Consider the following 19632-nt stretch of genomic DNA (forward strand, 5'->3'; position numbering starts at 1 on the left):
TTTTTGCCTGCCTGCTGGCTGTGCGCTCCTGATCAGCGTTTTCACCAATGAGTGAATTAAAGGACGGGACTGCTCACCAGTGTTTAACGCAGTGGTGATTGGTCCAAACAACGTCCTTTATCTTTTTCGTTTCTTTTTATTGTTCACCGTTACAGGTTTTTTGTCGAGCAATGGATTGCTGACAAGGATCGGTTTGGCTTTGACCACGCTGTTTTCCGCTTCCAGCTCCACTTCGCCAATGATCATCCCGCCGGGACAAAGTACCGAATACGCCGGTTGGTTCCACAGGTGCATCTGATCAGAAGCCAGGATAAACCGGCGCAGGCTGCGCATATTAAGATTGGTAAATTTAAATCCGGTAAGCAATTCTTCTTTGAGCGTAGCGGTATCAATACGATACAGATAAGGTGCCTGCCCATAGCTTACGTTCACCCCGCGTACAATATAGGCATAGGGGAGGCCTTCTTCCCTGGCTGCTTTTACAAGCTCCTTCTTCATGTCTGTTGCAGGTGCTGTAGTATCTGCCGACAGTTTGAGCACTCCGGCGCTATAGCTCCGTTCTCCCCATGCAAATCCACCGGGTTCCCGGAATTTCTGCGTAGGTGTCCTGCCGTTGAGCAGCGTTTTTAGTACCCCGTTGCTGATAAGCACCAGGGAATCGCCCGGCACCACACCCTCATAGTCAATATCAAAAGCACCGGTGGTCTGCCGGCCCCTGTATGTTTTAAGATGTGGCAGTGCTGTTAGGGTCAGGTTGGAAGCGATTAGTTTTTGCCCGAGCTTATCTTCATAAAACGTGGTACTGTTATCAGGATAGAGGATCGATTTACGGCTGACCCCGAGATTATACCGGAAGAAACCAGCGATAAGATTGGCCACCGACTCGCCTTCAAATAAAACAGGACCGAGATAGGAGCCCTCAAATTTTGAAGCTTTATCCCGCTCTTTTATTTTTTTGATCATGTCCTCTGTTGCAGACGCAAGTGTGGTATAATCCGGAAGTTCGTTGATGTCGGTAACATAGTCGGTATAGGTTTCAAAGATAGTTGCTCCGTCGTCTCCCGGCATTGCCGCGGAAATGGTGAGGGTTATTTGCGAGACAGGTTTCCGTACGGTTGTACCTTCACTGGAAACAAGATATTCCTCGGCGGTATTCACGGCCAGGGCACAGGAAGAAGCGGTGAGCTGCGGATGCGCCACAAAGAGCGCTGATATCTTTTTCAGCAGCGGTGCCCATTGCGCTATGCTTTTATCGGAGACTACCGGGAGTGCGCCAAAATCTTTCACCAGGGGTTTGATCCGCGAAAGGTCATCAAGATCCAGTTCTTTCTGATCGACTGTTACCCGTTTTAATGCGGCAGTGGCCGCATTGTATTGCTGGGCGGTCATTTTATAGACGCGGTCGGTCTCCAGCCAGAGCAGCCGCCGGTATTCATCATAATTGTCCTCATCGGGCAGCAGGATGAATGAGCCATCGCTGAAGAGGTAATCAAAGTTGCGGTGATAATCGCCCACCAGCAGTTTTACGGCAGCTGTTTTGGTTTGCGAAGGTGCCACAAATGGTGTGACGAGCTGTCCCCGTTCCGCACGCAGGGTTTGGGTAACGGTGTTCCGTAATTTATAACTGATCAGGAATGGTTTTCCCAGATCAGGAAGACGCAGCCGCGTGATATTACGGTTGAGCTCATCTGAAAGCACTTTTACATAAAAATTATCACGAAGCTCCTGCGCCTGTGCTGCAACAGCAAACGCAAAAAAAGCAATGTATAACAGGAATTTCTTTGACATCTTTTGATTTTATAACTCGTTGCCGGATGATTTAATGCGCTTCTTTATCCTGGTCGGGCCGGGGCAGCACCGGCAGGCGTTCGTTCGATTTGCTTTTTTTCTGTGTTTCGATCAGATCGACAAAAATGGCAGGGGAGGAAGCGGAAACCGGTACCCATCCGGACGCAGAACCGCACATGCCATTAAAGGTTTCAACCCGGTCGTCGGCAGCGATGATCCGGCGGAACATGGACAAGGGAGTACCGATCAGGTCAACGCCCCGCACCACCTGATTAGGACGGCCATCAACAAATATTTTATACACCTCAATGGGCATTACATTAAAGGCATTGGGTGTTGTTCTTCCGATACTGGTAAAACCGCCCTGTACATCTTCAAAATAGTACCCGTATTCGTGCCCCTGTTTTTTTGCCTCATTCCGTAACAGGTCTTTTAACTCCGCTGCTGTTTTTGATTCAGATGCTTTTACGACCAGGTTGCTTTGCCGGCTCTCCGGAATGCCGCCGGGCGCCGTCCGGGCATGGCCATTGGATCCGCTGGAACCGTTGATAGGTGTTCGTGTCATTAAAAAACTGCGGAGGATCCCGTTCTCCACTACATTTACTTTTTGTGCGGGTACTCCCTCGTCATCATAACGGTAAAAGCCATCGACTTCTGTAGCCCCGAGTTTTTTTATGGTAGGGTCCAGCGCAATGCTGAGGAAGGTGGGCAATACTGCACTGCCAATCCTGTTTTTAAAAGTATGCCCGTCAAAATCGCTTTTCATCCGTTTCCCCTCCAGGCGATGCCCAAAGATCTCATGGAAGAATACGCCGGATGCCCTGCCGGATAATATGGCCGGTCCTACAAAAGGGTCGGCAACCGGAGCTGTTTTCAGCTCGGTCAGTTTTACACTCATCGCTTTAATGTCTTCCAATACACTGTCCTTACCGGGAAGTGCGCCGGGTTCATATGCATAATACATCCTGAACAAGGGCAGTTCCATTCCGTCGGAGGCCTTTGTTTGGCCATACACCGATTGCCAGGTGCTGGTGCTGTTCTCCGTAATGGCCGAACCATCGGTATCCACAAAATATTTCCGGACGATCTTAAATTCCACAGTGGCGATGCCGGTCAGCAGATCGGGGTTTGATTTCAGAAGCCCTGAATAAGCAACAAGGTTACGGGTGAGCGTGGTGATATCCGGTCGCAGTGAAGCATATTGCAGCGGAGGGTCGTGGTACACCACTTTGGGTGCAGCGGAAAAGTCTGCAGCTGTATCTTCTTCAGCCACTTTTACTTTTTTATTGGTAAGTACCTGCTCATAGGCCTGTACCGCATTTTTATAGGCATTGTCGGTGCTTTTCCACACGGCAAGTGTGATAATGTCTTCATCATCCACCGCAGGAATACTTGCCGGGTACTGTCCGAACCCCGCGTTATGGGTGTTGTCCATCTGGTAGCTGCCCAGCCGGATGGAGGGCGAAAAAACGCGGTAGCGCGAAGAGTCGATCCCGGTGACGGCACCAAAGGAAGTGCGGATATTATACGTAGTAATATCATCCACCCGGTAGCTCATATAATAAAGCCGCTCATCTGCAGCTTTCAACTGCCGGTATTCCCGGTCCAGCTCTTTGGAAAGGGCGGTCATCAACAGGTCCTGGCCGAACAGGCTCCGGGCACAGCATAACAGGCCCAAAACAGCACATCCGGACCATAGCTTAAAGATCATATAAAGGATTTATAATTGATTTTGGTTACTATCCGTCCCGGAAGATACAGGTTTTATAATTCATTCAGTAACAGATGCTGTTAAAGGCAGCCTATTTTTTTACTCAGAATAGACCGTAGCTGTCAGCATTCCGTAATCAGCGAAGAGCCCTGAAAGTCCGGGCAGATTGCTGGACGTTTTTGCTGTTGTATTTTGGAGGGGGTGATAGCCGCGGCAGTTTCTGAAGATCATGCCTGTCTTCTGTACGGGGGGATGATTTGAGATCTTGTGTGGGTTTTTTCCAGAGATTGGGCATCCGGTCGCGCGGTGTTTGCGGGCGGGTTGCATTGGGTATTGCGCCTCCGGCTCCGGAGGGCAGCAGGACCGGCATATTATCCTGCCGGGCACGAGCTATATAAAATTTGTCGTTAAGTTTTTTAATGGATGAAGTATCAACAACATCTGAGTTTGGATATGAATATAAATAAAGGGTGGGAGTGATAAGGGTAGGAGCAGTATTCTGTGCCAGGGCTGTATTGCTTACCGACCCGAGGATCAGGAAGAGGAAAAGAGATTTCATATGCTTTTTCTGCAGGATGCAGTGATCCCGGAGATTGCATAAAAAAAGCCGGGGTTTTTTCCCGGCTTCGTTTATCAGCTTTTAAACTGTTTTATCGCTTCTGTCAGCTTGGGTACCACTTCAAACAGGTCACCCACAATACCGTAGTCTGCTGCTTTGAAGAACGGCGCTTCCGGATCTTTATTGATCACAACGATCACCTTGCTGCGGTTCACGCCAGCCAGGTGCTGGATGGCGCCGGAAATACCAACGGCCACGTACAGGTTGGGAGCAATGGCGCCGCCTGTTTGTCCCACATGCTCGTTGTGCGGGCGCCAGTGCGCATCCGCCACAGGACGGCTGCAGGCAAGGGCGGCGTTCAATGCCGCTGCAAGGTCTTCCAGTATGCCCCAGTTCTCCGGCCCCTTCATGCCACGGCCGCCACTCACCACGCGCTCCGCTTCGGCCAGGGGTACATCGGCGGTCTGCCGGTTTACACTTACCACCTTTACTTTAGGAGCGCTAACGGATACCTCGGCGGGCACCACATTGGCAGCCCCTTCACCTGGCTCGACCGGGAAGGCATTTGGATTTAATGTTATGATCTTCACCGGAGTGTTGATCTTTATATTGGCAAATGCTTTACCCGAAAAAACCGATTTTTTCACTGTAAATCCTGCACCGGCTTCGGGCAGGGCCACCGCACCGGATACCAACCCGGCCTTTAAGCGGGCCGACAACCGGGGCGCCAGTGCTTTTCCATCGGTATTATTGGAGAATACCAGGACCGTGGCACCGGTTTTTTCAGCCACCTGCGCAATGGCACTGCTGTATGCCTGGGCATCAAAGTGCTTTAAGGCTTCCTGCTGTACCTGGTGAATGGTTGTAACACCATACTTGCCTAATGCGGCAAGGTCTTCCGTTACGGGAGCAAGCACCACCCCTTCGGCAGGTACGCTCAGCTGCTGCGCCAGTTTAGATCCGTAAGTCAGCGCCTCAAGCGAAGTCTTTTTGACGGTACCTTCCTCATTGATATCGATGAATATTAAAACAGACATTTATAAAATTTGAAGTTTAATGTTTGAGGTCTGAAACAGGTATTCAGACCAGGATATGTTGTTAACAAAACCGGATTCAGATCACTTTTGCTTCTTCGTGCAACAGGCGTACCAGTTCCTGTACATTATCCGGTTCCACCAGTTTCACACCCGCTTTTGCAGGGGGCAGGGCAAAGGTTTCAATTTCTGTCAGGGCATCGGCAGCTACCGGCTCCACTACTTTCAGCGGCTTGGTACGGGCGGCCATGATCCCTCTCATATTTGGGATACGTTGCTCGGCCATTCCTTTATTGCAGCTTACAACAACGGGAAGCTGCACTTCACAGATCTCTTCGCCGCCTTCGATCTCGCGGGTTACGGTTGCTGTGGTGCCATTCAGTTCAAATTTTGTAGCCAGGGAAATATAGGGCAGGTCGAGCAGTTCTGCTACCATTCCGCCCACAGAGCTGCCGTTATAATCGATGGTCTCTTTTCCTAAAAAGATCAGGTCGTAGCCATTCTCTTTTGCCACATGGGCGATCTGTGAAGCGATCCCGAAACTGTCGAGGTTTTCGGCATTTACCCGGATGGCTTCGTCGCCTCCCAGGGCCAGCGCCTTACGGATGATTGCGTCCGATTCTGCCCCGCCTACATTAACAAGATGTATAACGGCGGAAGCATCGGCTTCCTTCAGCTCAATAGCTCTTACCAGTGCGTAATATTCATCATTCGGATTGATGATCCATTGTACACCGGCCGTATCAAATTTCGTATTATTATCCGTGAAAGCTATTTTTGCCGTGGTATCAGGCGTTTTACTAATACAAACTAATATCTTCATAAAGGATTGACTTTTATGTATTGAAAGTTGTTTATGCAACCAAACAAAGATAACAGTTGTAAGGTAATAATGTATACGATATCGGGAAAAAAATTCAAAAATGAGCCGGATTGAAAAATTGGAAGCGTTGTTGCAGGAGAACGGATCAGATGCATTTCTGAATCATGCATTGGGACTGGAATATGTAAAGGCCGGCAATGATGCAAAGGCAGAAGGGATCTTTAAGCAACTTCTGGCGGATAATCCGGATTATGTAGGCAGTTACTACCACCTGGGAAAGTTGCTGGAGCGGAATGGGGCGGAACAGGGGGCTATTGCCGTTTACAAAAAGGGAATGGAAATTGCGTTGAAACTGGGAGAGCAGCATGCGTATAATGAATTGAGGGCTGCATGTGAATACCTGGAATTTTAATTATAAGGAATGGAGCTGTTAACCCGTTTTATCCGGCACGTTTATGAACATCATCTTTTTACAAAGAATGACCGGCTGCTGCTGGCCGTAAGCGGAGGTGTGGATTCTGTGGTACTTGGACAGCTTTGTAAGCTCGCTGGTTTTGATTTTGGCGTTGCGCACTGTAATTTTCAGCTGCGGGGTACAGAAAGCGATACGGACGAGCTTTTTGTGAAAAAGCTTGCAGAAAAATGGGAGGTGCCCTTTTTTACCATCCGGTTCAATACACGGGAATTTGCCGCTGCCAATAAATTGTCCATACAGGAAGCCGCCCGGGAACTGCGGTACGAGTGGTTTACCGAGATCCGGAAAAAAGAACTTTTTGATTATGTACTTACGGCGCATCATGCCAATGATAATATTGAAACGGTTCTGATGAGCTTTTTTCGTGGCACAGGTATCAACGGGCTTACAGGCATCAAAGAAACAAACGACCTGCTTGTACGGCCGTTGCTGTTTGCAAAAAGGACCGAGCTGGAGGCATTCCTGGAAGCGCAGTCCCTGCATTTTGTACAGGATGCTTCAAATCTGAAGGATGATTACACAAGAAATTATATAAGGAACAAATTGCTGCCTCAACTGGCTGCAATTTATCCGGAAGTGGAACAGAACCTGATGAATAATATTCACCGGTTCAGGGAAGTGCAGGCGCTTTACCGGCAATCCGTGGAGCATGCCAGGAAAAAGCTCCTGGTGACTTCGGGTGCAGAAGTGCAGCTACCCGTGCTGCTGTTGCTGAAGACCGCCGCTCCGCAAACCCTGTTGCTGGAGATCATCAAAGAATATGGTTTCAGCGCGGGACAGCTTCCGGAGGTTTTTGCGCTTACGGAATCGGAGCCCGGCCGCTATATCGCCTCCGGTACCCATCGTGTGATCCGCGACCGGAAACACCTGGTGATCGCCCCGCTGCCGCCGGCTGTTCAGTCGAGACTGATTATTGAAGGCCCCGGAAAATTCTTCTTCAGTGAAGGAAGAATGGAATTACGCAAAAGAAAATATGAGGGCGCTATTCCGGAAGATCCCGGTATCGCCTGGCTGGATGCCGCTGCCATACAGTTTCCCCTGATCCTGCGGCCCTGGCGTACCGGGGATTATTTTTATCCGCTGGGGATGACGAAGAAAAAGAAAGTAGCGCGTTTCCTGATCGATCAGAAGCTGAGCGCTACCCAAAAAGAAAAAGTGTGGGTGCTTGAAATGCAGCAGAAGCTGCCGTGGATCGTCAACCACCGTATCGATAACCGCTTCCGGGTAACCACCGGAACAAAAGAAATTGTTGAAATAAAGTACCTCCGGTAAACGGAGTATACCTGATAAACACCGGGTGTTAACGACCGGTAAAAAGACTGAATTAAAATGGCAAAGAAAAAAAGAAACTATTCCTATATCCTGTTTATGATCCTGTTGCTGCTGGGTTTTACAGCATTTAAATTCCTGGGGCCGGCCACAGGTAAAACAGACAGCGGCTTCCTGTATGTAAAGACAGGTACCACGATGGAGCAGTTAAAGAAACAATTGGTGAGTGAGAACGTTTTGCCGGGAACAACCTGGTTCAATATGACAGCAAACATGATGCAATACCGCCAGGTAAAACCGGGCAAATACAAACTGGGAAGAGGTACCAGTATACTCACACTGGTGCGGATGCTGAAAAACGGGAACCAGACACCGGTGGACCTGGTGATTACAAAGATCCGTACCAGGGAAGCACTGGCAGGGAGGATCGGGAAATTATTTGAATGTGATTCATCGCAGACCATCGGTTTTCTGAACAGCAGCGATTCCCTCGGAGAATACGGACTCGACAGCAATACCGTGATGGCCGCCGTGCAGCCGCTGACCTACGAGATAAGGTGGAACACCACACCGCGGACCATTTTTGACAAGTTCTTTGAAGCGTATAAAAAATTCTGGACGGATGAGCGGAAACAGAAAGCATCCGCACAGGGACTAACACCGCTACAGGCCATCACTCTTGCCTCTATCATTGATGAAGAGACCAACAAGGCGGCCGACAAACCCAGGATCGCCAGCACTTATATGAACCGCATCGCAAAAGGAATGCCGCTGCAGGCGGATCCGACGGTTAAGTTTGCGTTAAAGGACTTTGGCATCAAACGCATCCTCTTTGGCCATCTCGCGGTGGTATCGCCCTATAATACCTATAAGAATAAAGGGCTGCCGCCAGGACCCATCTGCACCCCGCAGCAATCCACGGTCGACTCCGTGCTGAATGCTCCCAAAACAGATTATATTTACTTTGTGGCCAGCAGCAATTTTGATGGCTCCCATATTTTTACCAGTAATTACCAGGAGCACACAAAATATGCAAAACTATACCAGCAGGCACTGGACGCACAGATCAGGAAAAGAGACAGTATCAGAGCAGCACAATGAGTTTTATCGGAAATATCATCAGGCGCTTCAGGAGCTCGAGACGGGTGACCTGGTTGCGGCACAAAGGGGAAACAGCTGTCATTCCCGGTTTTGAGCGGGTATCTGTCGTAGATACTTTCAGGGGATTCCGGAAACAGATAAAGGATGACAATATCATCGAACGCGCTTCAGCGATCTCTTATAATTTTTTTATGGCGATCCCGCCCACGCTGATCTTCCTGTTTACGCTGGTTCCCGTTGTGCTGGGGCTTTTTCCCACAGACATTGATTTCAGGGCGCAGATGGAGGCCCAGATCGGAACACTGGTCATCAGTATCATCCCTGCCAAAAAGAATTACGAGCCTATTCTTGAATTTATCTTTAATATCATTAACCGCCCGCGTACCGACCTTCTGTCGATAGGTATCTTCCTTTCCCTGTTCTTTTCATCCAATGCGATCATGGGGCTGATGCGTTCCTTTGATAAAGATCTTCCCGGCTTTATCAAGCGCAAAGGATTGCAAAAGCGCGGGAATGCGCTGCGGGTGACGCTGGGGCTCGATTTTCTTTTTATACTCTGTATCGTATTACTCGCGGCACAGGGCAGTGTACTGAAATGGTTTGGTATCGAACAGCAATGGCTCATCAACCTGATCAGCAGCACGCGCTGGATACTGATCTTCCTGTTGTTCCTTACGATCGTATCCTACATTTACCGGGCCGTTCCTTCTGTAAATAAAAAATGGCCCTGGATCACCCCCGGAGCCATATTCGCCACTTTTTTTATGGTAGTGCTGGCACTGGGTTTTTCATTATGGGTCAGCAGCTTTAATAATTTCAATAAACTGTACGGATCCCTTGGAACCGTGCTGCTGGTACTGGTTTATATTTTTATCAACTCACTGATCCTTTTGATCGGTTTTGAGATCAATGTCAGCATCCGCTCCAATGCCCTCAGGCGCGAGGCCAGTAAGGAGGATGCGTTTGCTGAAGACGTACTGATCTGACCAGGGGAAGGCCCGGTCTTAATCGTTAAAGTACCCGATGGAATGTGTCGTCCTGAAAATTCTACGGCTTATGCATTAAACCTTCCCGTCTTCCGACCGTCGAAAGGAAAATAGAACCGGTTAACAATGATTTAATGACTTGTGCAGATCTCATTAAAGTATATTTGACCGGATTCGTTAACGTTATTGCCTTATTTGTAAAAAATTTTTGATGGATAACAGAAGATCATTCCTGAAAAAATCCATGCTGCTTTCCGGTGCAGCAGGGATCAGAGCAGCCGTACCGGACTCACTCTTAAAAGCCCTTTCCATTGACCCGAAGCCCGGAAGCACTTTTCTCGATGCGGAACACATTGTGATCCTGATGCAGGAGAACCGCTCCTTTGATCATTGTTTTGGTACCCTGCAGGGCGTACGGGGCTTTAATGACCCCCGTGCCATTACACTGCCGGATCAGAAACCGGTTTGGTTTCAGACCAATGAAAAAGGAGACACCTATGGACCCTTCCGGCTGAACATCAAAGAATCGAAAGCTACCTGGACGGGAGCGCTGCCGCATTCGCGGCACAGCCAGGTGGATGCCTATAACAATGGTAAATACGATAAATGGCTCCCTTCAAAAAAGGCAGGCAACAAAAAATATTCCGGTCTTCCGCTTACGATGGGCTTCTATACCCGTGAAGACCTGCCGTTCAATTACGCTCTGGCGGATGCCTTTACCGTCTGCGATCAGAATTTCTGCTCCGCCATGACCAGCACCACGCCCAACCGTTCGTTCTTCTGGACCGGAAAGATACGGGACACAGATGAAGGCTACCCCCGGGATAATATCCGTAATGATAATTTTTCGCATGCAAAGATGAGCTGGAAGACCTTCCCGGAATTGCTGACAGAAAAGGATATCCCCTGGAAGTTTTACCAGAACGATATCTCCTGCGGCGGCGGTTATAAAGCACAGGAGCGTTCCTGGCTTTCCAACTTCGGTTGTAACCTGCTCGAATTTTTCAAAGCCTACAATGTAAAGTATACGCCCCGTTATGTGGAGGGGTTAAAACAACTGGTGGAAACACTTCCGGGAGAGATCAACCAGCTGCAGGAAGAAAGCCCGTCGAGCGAGGCCGCAGCAAAAAAGATAAAAGCCGCACTGGCCAAGAAACAGGAGGTGCTGGACAATGCCCGCGCAGAACTGCAGCAATGGAGCATTACCAATTTTGAAAAACTGACCGACAAACAAAAAGAACTTTTTTACAATGCCTTTGTAAATAATAAGCAGGATGCGGGATACCGGTCCTTGTCGGAACTGAAATACTCCGAAGGAGGTACCGACAGGCTGCTGACCGTTCCTTCAGGCGATATATTATACCAGTTCCGTAAAGATGTTGACGAAGGCAAACTGCCTGCTGTTTCCTGGCTGGCGGGACCCCAGAATTTTTCCGATCATCCCAGTGCTCCCTGGTACGGTGCCTGGTATGTTTCTGAGATCCTGGATATTCTTACAAAGAATCCGGAAGTATGGAAGAAGACGATCTTTATCATGACCTATGATGAGAACGATGGGTATTACGACCATGTGCCCCCTTTCTCTATAGCGGATAATAAAAAACCGGGAACGGGAAAATGCAGCGATGGTATCGAAACCGAAATAGAACATGTGCGGCTGGAATATGAACTGAAACAGGGTATTCCGGAAAAACAGGCACGGGAAGCCCCTGTGGGACTGGGTTTCAGGGTGCCCATGGTCATCGCCTCACCCTGGAGCAGGGGAGGGAAAGTCTGTTCCCAGTTATTTGATCATACTTCCACCTTACAATTTCTTGAAACCTTTTTCAATCAGAAACAAAATAAGAACATCCGTATCGGCAATATCAGTGAATGGCGGCGGACGATATGCGGCGATCTTACTGCGGCCTTTAGTCCGTTTGACGGGAACACGGCACATGAACTGCCTTTCCTGAAACGCGATCCGTTTGTTGAAACCATTTATAATGCCCAGTTCAAAAAAGACCCGGGTGGGTTTCACCTTCTTTCCGAACAGGATATCCGGCAGGTAAGTTCGGGCAGTGGGTATCCCGCCTTTATGCCCCGGCAGGAGAAAGGTACGCGGCCTTCACCGGCGCTGCCTTATGAATTGTATGTGGATGGTAATCTTTCAGAAGACCGGTCCCGGCTGGTCGTTTCCCTGAAAGCCGGCAATGCTGTTTTTGGTAAAAAGGCCCAGGGAGCGCCTTTTACGGCCTATGCTCCGGAAACGTTTCAGGATGAAAAGGGAACTGCTTCCGTTTGCCGCAACTGGTCTTTTGCTGTAAAGGCGGGTGATGGCCTGAGTTATGAATGGCCGGTAACATATTTTGATAAGGAACAGTATCATCTGCGGATCCATGGCCCCAACGGTTTTTTCCGCTCTTTCAAAGGAGGCAAACAGGATCCGCAGCTATCCGTGACCTGTACTTATGAGCTGAATAACAATCAGCCGACGGGCAATGTGGTGCTGCAATTCAATGCATCCAAACCGGTATACATCGATGTTGTGGATAACGCTTACAAGAATAATACGGTCAGCCGCCAGGTGAACGGAGATCAGAAGCTGGTATTGAATTTATCCAAAAGCAGCGGCTGGTATGATTTCAGCGTCCGGATCAAAGGCAACAGCAGTTTTGAAAAACGCTATGCAGGTCGCGTGGAAACAACAAAAGAGAGTATTACCGATCCGTTTATGGGACGGATGGTTTAAGCAAGTCTGCACCAGTATACCCGCGTACTGTAACGAATGGTGATCCGGTCGCCGGTCTGAAATTGATGGAACAATTTTTTCAGATCGGCGACCATTTCGTTATAACCCGGTCCGCCTTTTGCCGGCATATAGGATGAAGAGCGTAGCCGCCCTTCAAGTCCTTCATAGGAAAAGACCTGCCGGTTGTCGAAAATCTGCAGGGTTACTCTTCCTGGAGCGAAAAAACGTTCGATGGCAGCCACATCAATGTTCCGGTGGTCTACTTTCAGGTATTGATTGCCATGATCGATGATCAGTTGTTCATATGCTTTTTCGAAAGGAGTGGAGGTCAGCCGTTCGTTACAGATCAGGGCTACAACGCCGCCAGGTTTTAATATGCGTTCAAACTCCGTGCGGCACTGCTCCCTGTTGAACCAGTGAAAAGCCTGTCCGGCCACGATCAGTCCCACACTCTGATCGGGAAGTGTTGTTGCTTCTGCCGTCCCGTCCATCGCCTTAAAACCAGGGTAATCCCGGAGCAGTTCCTCGCTTTTTAAACGCATTTCCCGGTTGGGTTCAACGCCCCATACCGGGTATCCTTTTTCCAGAAATAATGCCGCTGAAATACCGGTTCCTGAACCGATATCTGCGATCTGTATACCGGGTGTCAGGAGTTGTTGTGATTCCAGTTCTGTAACGATCTGTGAGGGATAATGCGGCCTGTAGCGCACATAGTCATCCACACGGTTGCTGAAGCGACGGGTGTTATCTTGCATGCAGCAATGTTACAGAAACTTTCAAACTTTCCGGAATGATTATTGGGCCGGTTCCGCATGTGCATTAAGGTGATGCACAATTGCCAGTGATTTTATGCGTTGCACCACCGAAAGCAGGTCGCGCAGCCAATTGGGAGAGAGATAATTGAAAAGTTTTATTTCATGCATGAAATAGAGGTCGGCATTGGTAATGGCAGCCACCGTATGACCGGAATAGACCTTCAACAACAGATTCACCAGCCCTCTTGTGATGCTGTGATCGCTGTCGGCCTTAAAATAGATCCGGCCCTCTTCATTGTAGGCAGTTACCCATACCTTTTTGCTGCAGCCTGTGACCAGGTTCTCATCCTTTTTTTCTGCTGCATCCAGGGTTCCCGGTTCGCTGGAGATCCGTTTCAGGTGCCGGAAATAGGAAAATTTGTTGACCACAGTTGCCAGGTTCTCGAACTCGGCAATGATCTTATCCTGTATTTTGTTGATCTCCATGCTAGTGGTTGTTAAGAGGTCTTGATAATATGTTTGGCTTTCAATAGAACGCTCGGATGACCCGGATTAGTATGCAGGGGGCAAAAAAATTACCCACCATAGTAAAACCCACTGGTTATGAATCATTTCCAATTGATTATCTTTGTTAATAAATCATGCAAAATGGACTATAAAACGATCCTGGATACCACTGCAGATGTGCTGGAGGCGTTACAATCCTGTATAGAACAGCGGCAGCCGGTATCTTTACTTTATGATGACAACGGGTGGGAACGGGCCGAAGGGAAGATCCGCGGGCTGACCCGGGACAATGGAGCGGATCTCCTGATCCTTGAGAACGGGATCACGCTTGAGGTCACCAAAATCGTTGCAGTAAACGGCGCTTTCAGAACCGGCTGTTCCTGTTGACAGGGACGGGATGGAAAATATCCCGTGTTTGTTAGAAAAAATTCAATATATCCGCTTCTTATTAGAATCGGACTAAAGTTTTTAACCAGGTGCCGGGTTATTAGTAATTTTGCGACCTCAATTATTATAAATCAGTTTTCAGAATGGAAAGAGTCTACAATTTTTCGGCTGGTCCCTGCGCACTGCCAGAGGCAGTTTTATTAAGAGCGCAAAAAGAGTTACTGAACTATAACAATACGGGAATGTCCGTGATGGAGATGAGTCACCGATCGAAGGATTATATGGCCATTATCGAGTCTGCAGAGGCGTTGTTCCGGGAGCTGATGCAGGTACCCGGCAACTACAAGGTGTTGTTTTTGCAGGGCGGTGCTTCCAGTCAGTTTGCCATGGTACCTTTAAACCTGATGAACCGGAATAAAAAGGCAGATTATGTCAATACCGGTGTGTGGTCCGACAAAGCGATCAAAGAGGCTTCCCGCTACGGAACCGTGAACGTGGTGGCCAGCTCAAAAGATAAAGTATTTAACTATATCCCCAAACTGGATCCGTCAACCTTTACACCGGATGCGGACTATTTTCATATAACGACCAATAACACCATTTATGGTACCCGTTTTAATGCACTGCCCGATACCGGGAATGTGCCGCTGGTGGGCGATATGTCGTCCGATATCCTATCCAAATATTATGATGTAAGCAAATTCGGACTGATCTATGCCGGTGCCCAGAAAAACATGGGACCCGCCGGTGTTTGTGTGGTGATCGTTCGCGAAGAGCTGCTGGGCAATGCCATGGATTTTACCCCTTCCATGATGAACTATAAGAATCATGCGGATAACGGATCCATGTTCAACACGCCGCCTACTTATGGCATCTATCTTTGTAAACTGGTATACGAGTGGCTGAAAGACCAGGGCGGCGTGGATGCAATTGCCGAAATAAATATCGAAAAAGCCCGGGTATTGTATGATTTCCTGGATGAGTCTGATCTGTTCAGCGGTACGGCTGCCACAGAAGACCGTTCCATCATGAATATTCCATTTATTACAAAAGAACACAAGCTGGATGAGCTGTTTCTGAAAGAAGCCGCTTCAAATGGTTTCGTGAATCTGAAAGGACACCGCACCACGGGTGGCATGCGGGCCAGCATCTACAACGCGATACCGCTGGAAACGGTTCAGAAACTGGTGACATTCATGCAACAGTTTGAGCTGGCAAATAAATAGGAGTTTTATAAATTAATAAAAGCGTAAAGCCTTTGGTATCCGCCAAAGGCTTTACCTTTATGCCATGCCGCATCCGCTGATCGCCACTATACGCAACTACACTTCCTTTCCCGATGATGAGGCGTATTTTTTCCTTTCCCTGTTTTCAGAAAAAGCATACAAAAAAGGCGCCGTTCTGCTGGAGGAAGGCCGGGTGGCAAATGAGGTGTTTTTTATTATGAAAGGTGTCGTCCGCCAGTATTTTCTGAATGAAGAAGGGCAGGAACGTACCTGTAATCTTTCGATGGAGCATGAATTCATCACCGACCTGGAAAGCTTTTCCCGCAAGTCACGCTCGGCTTCATCCATTGCTGCTCTTGAGCCGACAACCTGTATGGTGATCACCTGCGCAGACCTTGTAAAGGCACTTACCGCATCTCCGGCAACCGCCGAATTCTTCAGGATCGTGATGGAGAACGTGGCTGCCGAAAATATCCGCCGGACAAAAGCATTGTTATCACTTTCCCCCGAAAAACAATTCAGCGACCTGGTACGCGATAAGCCCGAACTGCTGCAACGGGTGCCACAGCGCTATATTGCCCAATACCTGGGGATTGCTCCTGAAAGCCTGAGCCGCATCCGGAAACGCATGATGGTGCCTCAGAAATCTTAACACAGATCATCGTTTTAGTTAGCCGCCGGAAGTAGGTTTGCAGGTATAAACAAATAACTATGCAAACAATCCTCGGCGCGGGTGGTGATATCGGAAAGTTTCTTGCTACTGCATTAAGAACTTATACCAGTGAGATCCGGCTGGTAGGACGTAATCCCGAGAAAGTAAATGACGGGGATGAACTACTTTCTGGCGACCTGCTGAACGCCGCGTTTGTACAGGACGCGGTTAAGGGCAGCGAGGTAGCGTATTTGACCGTCGGGCTGGCTTATGATGTAACAGTCTGGGAAAGACAATGGCCGGTGATCATGAAGAACACCATTGAAGCCTGTGTACAACAGCATTGCAGGCTGGTATTTTTTGACAACGTATACTCTTATTCAAAAACAGCCATCCCGATGATGACGGAGGAGAGCCCCATAGATCCTCCATCCCGGAAAGGCAGGGTGCGCGCACGGCTCCTCCATATGCTTGAGGCGGCAGCCGCAGCGGACGGGCTGCAGTATCTTGTGGCGCGCAGCGCCGATTTTTATGGCCCCGGTGCGCGGAACGGGATACTGAACCTGCTGGTGCTCAACAATTTTAAAAAAGGCCGCAGGGCCAACTGGCAGACCAATGCATATAAAATCCATTCACTTACTTATACACCCGATGCTGCAAACGCTACGGCCTTGCTGGGCAATACAACAGCAGCTTACGGACAGGTGTGGCACCTGCCTACGTCAGAGGAGCGGCTTACGGGCAAACAACTGATCGAACTGGCGGCCGGCCAAATGAAGGTGAAACCCCAGTATTCTGTTTTATCGCCATTGCTGCTGACGCTGGGCGGATTGTTTTCCCGCACGATAAAAGAACTGCGGGAAATGCAGTACCAGAACAGCCAGGATTATTATTTCGACAGTTCAAAATTTAAAAAGGCGTTCGGGGTAGAACCAACCGGTTACGCCGAAGGGATCCGCCAGACGATCGCTGCAGGATAAAAGACAGCGGTCAGATCATCTTATGCTCGATGGCCAGTTTGATCACCGAGAACATATTATTGGTGCGGAACTTTTGAATGATGTTCCTGCGGTGGGTTTCCACGGTAAGCTGGCTCAGGTACAGCTTGTCCGCAATATCAGTACTGGAGAATCCTTCTGAGATCAGCCGTAGGATTTCCTTCTCCCTTTTTGTTAATGAGGGGATGCCGTTCCAGTCGTTGGGAGCGGGGCGCGACATGATCTCCCGGGCTTCTTTGCTGAGCGCGGGTTCCCCCTTCATCCCGTTTTCGATACAGGCCAGCAGTTCGTCTGCTGCTGCGTTCTTCAGGAGATAACCACTGGCTCCGTTCTGAAGCATCTGCATAATGATACTCCGTTCTGCCTGGTTGCTGATCGCAAGGATCGTAATATCCGGGTATTTCTTTTTGATGTCCTTGCACAGTTCCAGGCCATTGGCATCCGGCAGTACAATATCCAGCAGCACCACATGTACCTCCTGTGTTTTGAGGTAGTTCATAAACTGTCCGCCGGTAGTGAAGCTTACAATATCAAAGCCGGTCTCTGAAGCCAAAAGATTCTTCAGTCCTTCGATAACAATAGGGTGGTCATCAACGATCGCAATGACCAGCTGTTTACTATGCTGCAACATTTAATTCCATGTTTATGGTTGTTCCTTCATTCGTTGCGGATACAACATCTATTTTTCCATTCAGGTATTTCACCCGGTTCTCAATATTTATCAGTCCCATGCCTTTTTTAGCGCCCGCTGTACTGTTAAAACCAATGCCGTCATCTTCCACCGTAATATAAAACCGGTTCTCGTCCTGACTGCATTGCACAATAATATTCCGGGCTTTTGAATGACGGATGGCATTGGCCAGGGCTTCCTGTATGATCCGGTAGATCACCACCTGTGTTGAAAGCTCCATACGTTCATCCACATCGAGTGCGGTAAAACTGATCTGCGTTTCCCTGGTCATCAGGGATTCGCAAAGATCCTTTAGTGCCGTCTGTAACCCAAACCGGATCAGGCTTTCCGGCATCATGTTGCGCGCAATGCGTCTCAGCTCGGTCACAGATTTATCCAGCTGATCAATGATGGTGCCCAATTCCGGCTGGTCGCCGGGATAATGGTGCCGCTGGCTGCTTGCATGACTGGAGAGCTTGAGTTTGATCCCTGCAAGCATGCCCCCCAATCCGTCGTGAAGATCACGTGCCACACGTCTGCGCTCCCGTTCTTCGCCTTCCAGCATCGCCTCCGTTGTAACAATTTGCCGTTGTTGCTCCATTTCTTTCAATTCCTGCTGGTAGTTCAGCTCGCGCTGGGCGGCCAGTTTTTTAAAGGTCCTGTAAGTGATCATTACAAAGATCAGCACCACCAAGATCGCCAGACAAACAACGATCAGTATCAGGGTGCTCAGCCTGGAGTTCTTTGCTTTTAGCGCGGTTTCCTTGTTTTCCGCCTGAAGAAGGGCGATCTTCTTTTCTTTTTCAGCGGTATTGAATTTTGTCTCCATATCAGAGATGCCGGCCTTCAGGTTCCGAAGGTACATCGTATCCCGCAGGATGCTGTATTTTTTTAACCAGCTGTAGGCATTCGGTATATCATCAAGATGTGCATAGGTCTCCGACATTTCAAACGCATGCATCACCTCGTCCTCCATAAAAGTGTACTGTTTGTTTTTAATAACGGTCTGTAATGCGCCGAGGGCGAGCTTGTAGGTTCCCATGGCCGAATAAACTTTATATACCTGAAACTGCAGGCTGTTCTCCAGCCGTGCCTGCTTGAGGCGTTGTGCGAGCGGGATGCCTGCCTGCAAACTTTTCAACGCTTCAGCAAGCTGTCCCGTTTTTCTGTAATAGATCGCCTTTGTAAGGGCATAGTCAATATTGTATTCTGCATCCGGGTAAGGCTTCAGCAGCGCACCGATCTCATCCAGCAGTGGCTGGGCATACTGGGCGCTGTCCATATAGCAAAAATTCTTGGCCCGGTTGTCCAGTGCCAGGAACAGGTTCTCCAGCTTGGGTGTGGTCTTCTTTAAAGTGGTAATGCCTTTTTCAAAAAAGATCTCGGCCTTGGAGTGCATCAGCTGGTTCATGTATACGAGCCCCACATCTATATAGTAAGCGCCTTCCCGTTCCAGGTCACCGGCCTTCCGCACCAGTGGAATGGCATGGTTTAAGAGCACTTCCACCATTTCCATTTCATTGTCCTTTCGCTGCTGCAATGTGCCATAGTTCCTCCAGGCCCTGGCCCGGTACACCAGGGCTTCTTTGTACGGGAATTTTGCCAGCTGTTTCTCTGCCTCCATGTATTTTTGAGCGGCTTGCTCCAGCTGGAAATCGTGCAGCAGGAGCGCATCGTAAAATGTATAGAGTGCCTGCAGGTAAGGTTTGTTTTTGCTGAAACGCTGGCCCAGGTGCAGATAGTAGCCGGCTTTTGCGGTGTCCGTATAACTCCAGTAATCGGAAAGAAAATAGGAGAGACGGGCCCTGGCACTGTCATCTTGAGCGTGGTTCAGCAAATGCTGCAGACTATCAGGATAATGTGCCGCGCCCAGCATCGGCTGCCCGGAGCCTGCCATCCCTGCAAAGCAGCTTATAATTAATAACAACAGGAGTCGCATGAGGCAAAATAAAAAATTATT

The 19632-nt window shown here is 48.9% G+C and carries 18 protein-coding genes; 9 read left to right on the top strand and 9 right to left on the bottom strand.

Annotated elements, in window-relative coordinates; translation table 11 throughout:
- Positions 1–117 precede the first annotated feature (117 nt).
- From K7B07_RS22745 to K7B07_RS22765, 5 genes are all read right to left on the bottom strand, one after another.
- On the bottom strand, positions 118–1788 hold the full coding sequence (locus tag K7B07_RS22745; protein WP_223712840.1) for a metallopeptidase TldD-related protein: 1671 nt from the start codon (positions 1786–1788) through the stop codon (positions 118–120).
- A 31-nt stretch (positions 1789–1819) separates the two neighbouring features.
- Positions 1820–3499, bottom strand: a complete 1680-nt coding sequence (locus tag K7B07_RS22750; protein ID WP_223712841.1) for a metallopeptidase TldD-related protein — start codon at positions 3497–3499, stop codon at positions 1820–1822.
- A 136-nt stretch (positions 3500–3635) separates the two neighbouring features.
- On the bottom strand, positions 3636–4058 hold the full coding sequence (locus K7B07_RS22755) for a hypothetical protein (protein WP_223712842.1): 423 nt from the start codon (positions 4056–4058) through the stop codon (positions 3636–3638).
- Positions 4059–4132: 74 nt separating this feature from the next.
- On the bottom strand, positions 4133–5095 hold the full coding sequence (locus K7B07_RS22760; RefSeq protein ID WP_223712843.1) for an electron transfer flavoprotein subunit alpha/FixB family protein: 963 nt from the start codon (positions 5093–5095) through the stop codon (positions 4133–4135).
- 76 nt (positions 5096–5171) lie between these two features.
- Entirely contained in the window at positions 5172–5915 is a 744-nt protein-coding gene (locus K7B07_RS22765; protein ID WP_223712844.1) for an electron transfer flavoprotein subunit beta/FixA family protein, read from the bottom strand.
- Positions 5916–6015: 100 nt separating this feature from the next.
- Between K7B07_RS22765 and K7B07_RS22770 the strand changes: the two genes are divergently transcribed.
- From K7B07_RS22770 to K7B07_RS22790, 5 genes are all read left to right on the top strand, one after another.
- Positions 6016–6327 carry a tetratricopeptide repeat protein gene (locus K7B07_RS22770; RefSeq protein ID WP_223712845.1) on the top strand — a complete coding sequence of 104 codons (312 nt, stop codon included), beginning with the start codon at positions 6016–6018 and terminating at the stop codon, positions 6325–6327.
- A gap of 9 nt (positions 6328–6336) precedes the next feature.
- The gene (gene tilS, locus K7B07_RS22775) at positions 6337–7662 is read left to right on the top strand and encodes a tRNA lysidine(34) synthetase TilS (RefSeq protein WP_223712846.1); all 1326 of its coding nucleotides are present in this window, start codon (positions 6337–6339) and stop codon (positions 7660–7662) included.
- A 57-nt stretch (positions 7663–7719) separates the two neighbouring features.
- A complete protein-coding gene (mltG, locus tag K7B07_RS22780) occupies positions 7720–8760 on the top strand; it encodes an endolytic transglycosylase MltG (RefSeq protein ID WP_223712847.1) in 1041 nt (346 codons plus the stop codon).
- Positions 8757–9746 (top strand): YihY/virulence factor BrkB family protein, encoded by a 990-nt coding sequence (locus K7B07_RS22785; RefSeq protein ID WP_223712848.1) that lies wholly within the window; start codon positions 8757–8759, stop codon positions 9744–9746. The genes mltG and K7B07_RS22785 overlap by 4 nt, the downstream gene beginning before the upstream one ends.
- Positions 9747–9957: 211 nt before the next feature.
- Positions 9958–12477: a phosphocholine-specific phospholipase C gene (locus tag K7B07_RS22790; RefSeq protein ID WP_223712849.1), complete on the top strand. Its 2520-nt coding sequence runs from the start codon at positions 9958–9960 to the stop codon at positions 12475–12477.
- Here the strand turns inward: K7B07_RS22790 and K7B07_RS22795 are convergent.
- Together K7B07_RS22795 and K7B07_RS22800 are read right to left on the bottom strand one after the other, a co-directional pair.
- Positions 12474–13232, bottom strand: coding sequence for a class I SAM-dependent methyltransferase (locus K7B07_RS22795; RefSeq protein WP_223712850.1), 759 nt, complete (start codon positions 13230–13232; stop codon positions 12474–12476). The two genes, K7B07_RS22790 and K7B07_RS22795, sit on opposite strands and share 4 nt — an antisense overlap.
- A gap of 39 nt (positions 13233–13271) precedes the next feature.
- Positions 13272–13718: a SufE family protein gene (locus K7B07_RS22800; RefSeq protein WP_223712851.1), complete on the bottom strand. Its 447-nt coding sequence runs from the start codon at positions 13716–13718 to the stop codon at positions 13272–13274.
- A 162-nt stretch (positions 13719–13880) separates the two neighbouring features.
- Here K7B07_RS22800 and K7B07_RS22805 point away from each other — a divergent pair, with 162 nt between their 5' ends.
- The 4 genes from K7B07_RS22805 to K7B07_RS22820 all read left to right on the top strand — a co-directional run bounded on the left by K7B07_RS22805 (position 13881) and on the right by K7B07_RS22820 (position 16984).
- Positions 13881–14126: a hypothetical protein gene (locus K7B07_RS22805; protein ID WP_223712852.1), complete on the top strand. Its 246-nt coding sequence runs from the start codon at positions 13881–13883 to the stop codon at positions 14124–14126.
- A 143-nt stretch (positions 14127–14269) separates the two neighbouring features.
- Positions 14270–15352 (top strand): 3-phosphoserine/phosphohydroxythreonine transaminase, encoded by a 1083-nt coding sequence (gene serC, locus K7B07_RS22810; RefSeq protein ID WP_223712853.1) that lies wholly within the window; start codon positions 14270–14272, stop codon positions 15350–15352.
- A gap of 64 nt (positions 15353–15416) precedes the next feature.
- Complete coding sequence (locus K7B07_RS22815; RefSeq protein WP_223712854.1) at positions 15417–16004, top strand: Crp/Fnr family transcriptional regulator; 588 nt, start codon at positions 15417–15419, stop codon at positions 16002–16004.
- Positions 16005–16063: 59 nt separating this feature from the next.
- Entirely contained in the window at positions 16064–16984 is a 921-nt protein-coding gene (locus K7B07_RS22820; protein ID WP_223712855.1) for an NAD-dependent epimerase/dehydratase family protein, read from the top strand.
- Between the two features lie 10 nt (positions 16985–16994).
- Here the strand turns inward: K7B07_RS22820 and K7B07_RS22825 are convergent, their stop codons facing one another.
- Together K7B07_RS22825 and K7B07_RS22830 are read right to left on the bottom strand one after the other, a co-directional pair.
- Complete coding sequence (locus K7B07_RS22825) at positions 16995–17633, bottom strand: response regulator (RefSeq protein WP_223712856.1); 639 nt, start codon at positions 17631–17633, stop codon at positions 16995–16997.
- Positions 17620–19569: an ATP-binding protein gene (locus tag K7B07_RS22830; RefSeq protein ID WP_223712857.1), complete on the bottom strand. Its 1950-nt coding sequence runs from the start codon at positions 19567–19569 to the stop codon at positions 17620–17622. The genes K7B07_RS22825 and K7B07_RS22830 overlap by 14 nt, the downstream gene beginning before the upstream one ends.
- Positions 19570–19632 lie beyond the last annotated feature (63 nt).

It is taken from the genome of Niabella beijingensis, from assembly GCF_020034665.1.
Lineage (GTDB): Bacteria > Bacteroidota > Bacteroidia > Chitinophagales > Chitinophagaceae > Niabella > Niabella beijingensis.

Excerpts from the sequence above, each read along its gene's own strand:
- K7B07_RS22745 (WP_223712840.1), bottom strand. The coding sequence starts at position 1,788 with ATGTCAAAGAAATTCCTGTTATACATTGCTTTTTTTGCGTTTGCTGTT.
- K7B07_RS22750 (WP_223712841.1), bottom strand. The coding sequence starts at position 3,499 with ATGATCTTTAAGCTATGGTCCGGATGTGCTGTTTTGGGCCTGTTATGC.
- K7B07_RS22755 (WP_223712842.1), bottom strand. The coding sequence starts at position 4,058 with ATGAAATCTCTTTTCCTCTTCCTGATCCTCGGGTCGGTAAGCAATACA.
- K7B07_RS22760 (WP_223712843.1), bottom strand. The coding sequence starts at position 5,095 with ATGTCTGTTTTAATATTCATCGATATCAATGAGGAAGGTACCGTCAAA.
- K7B07_RS22765 (WP_223712844.1), bottom strand. The coding sequence starts at position 5,915 with ATGAAGATATTAGTTTGTATTAGTAAAACGCCTGATACCACGGCAAAA.
- K7B07_RS22770 (WP_223712845.1), top strand. The coding sequence starts at position 6,016 with ATGAGCCGGATTGAAAAATTGGAAGCGTTGTTGCAGGAGAACGGATCA.
- tilS (WP_223712846.1), top strand. The coding sequence starts at position 6,337 with ATGGAGCTGTTAACCCGTTTTATCCGGCACGTTTATGAACATCATCTT.
- mltG (WP_223712847.1), top strand. The coding sequence starts at position 7,720 with ATGGCAAAGAAAAAAAGAAACTATTCCTATATCCTGTTTATGATCCTG.
- K7B07_RS22785 (WP_223712848.1), top strand. The coding sequence starts at position 8,757 with ATGAGTTTTATCGGAAATATCATCAGGCGCTTCAGGAGCTCGAGACGG.
- K7B07_RS22790 (WP_223712849.1), top strand. The coding sequence starts at position 9,958 with ATGGATAACAGAAGATCATTCCTGAAAAAATCCATGCTGCTTTCCGGT.
- K7B07_RS22795 (WP_223712850.1), bottom strand. The coding sequence starts at position 13,232 with ATGCAAGATAACACCCGTCGCTTCAGCAACCGTGTGGATGACTATGTG.
- K7B07_RS22800 (WP_223712851.1), bottom strand. The coding sequence starts at position 13,718 with ATGGAGATCAACAAAATACAGGATAAGATCATTGCCGAGTTCGAGAAC.
- K7B07_RS22805 (WP_223712852.1), top strand. The coding sequence starts at position 13,881 with ATGGACTATAAAACGATCCTGGATACCACTGCAGATGTGCTGGAGGCG.
- serC (WP_223712853.1), top strand. The coding sequence starts at position 14,270 with ATGGAAAGAGTCTACAATTTTTCGGCTGGTCCCTGCGCACTGCCAGAG.
- K7B07_RS22815 (WP_223712854.1), top strand. The coding sequence starts at position 15,417 with ATGCCGCATCCGCTGATCGCCACTATACGCAACTACACTTCCTTTCCC.
- K7B07_RS22820 (WP_223712855.1), top strand. The coding sequence starts at position 16,064 with ATGCAAACAATCCTCGGCGCGGGTGGTGATATCGGAAAGTTTCTTGCT.
- K7B07_RS22825 (WP_223712856.1), bottom strand. The coding sequence starts at position 17,633 with ATGTTGCAGCATAGTAAACAGCTGGTCATTGCGATCGTTGATGACCAC.
- K7B07_RS22830 (WP_223712857.1), bottom strand. The coding sequence starts at position 19,569 with ATGGCAGGCTCCGGGCAGCCGATGCTGGGCGCGGCACATTATCCTGAT.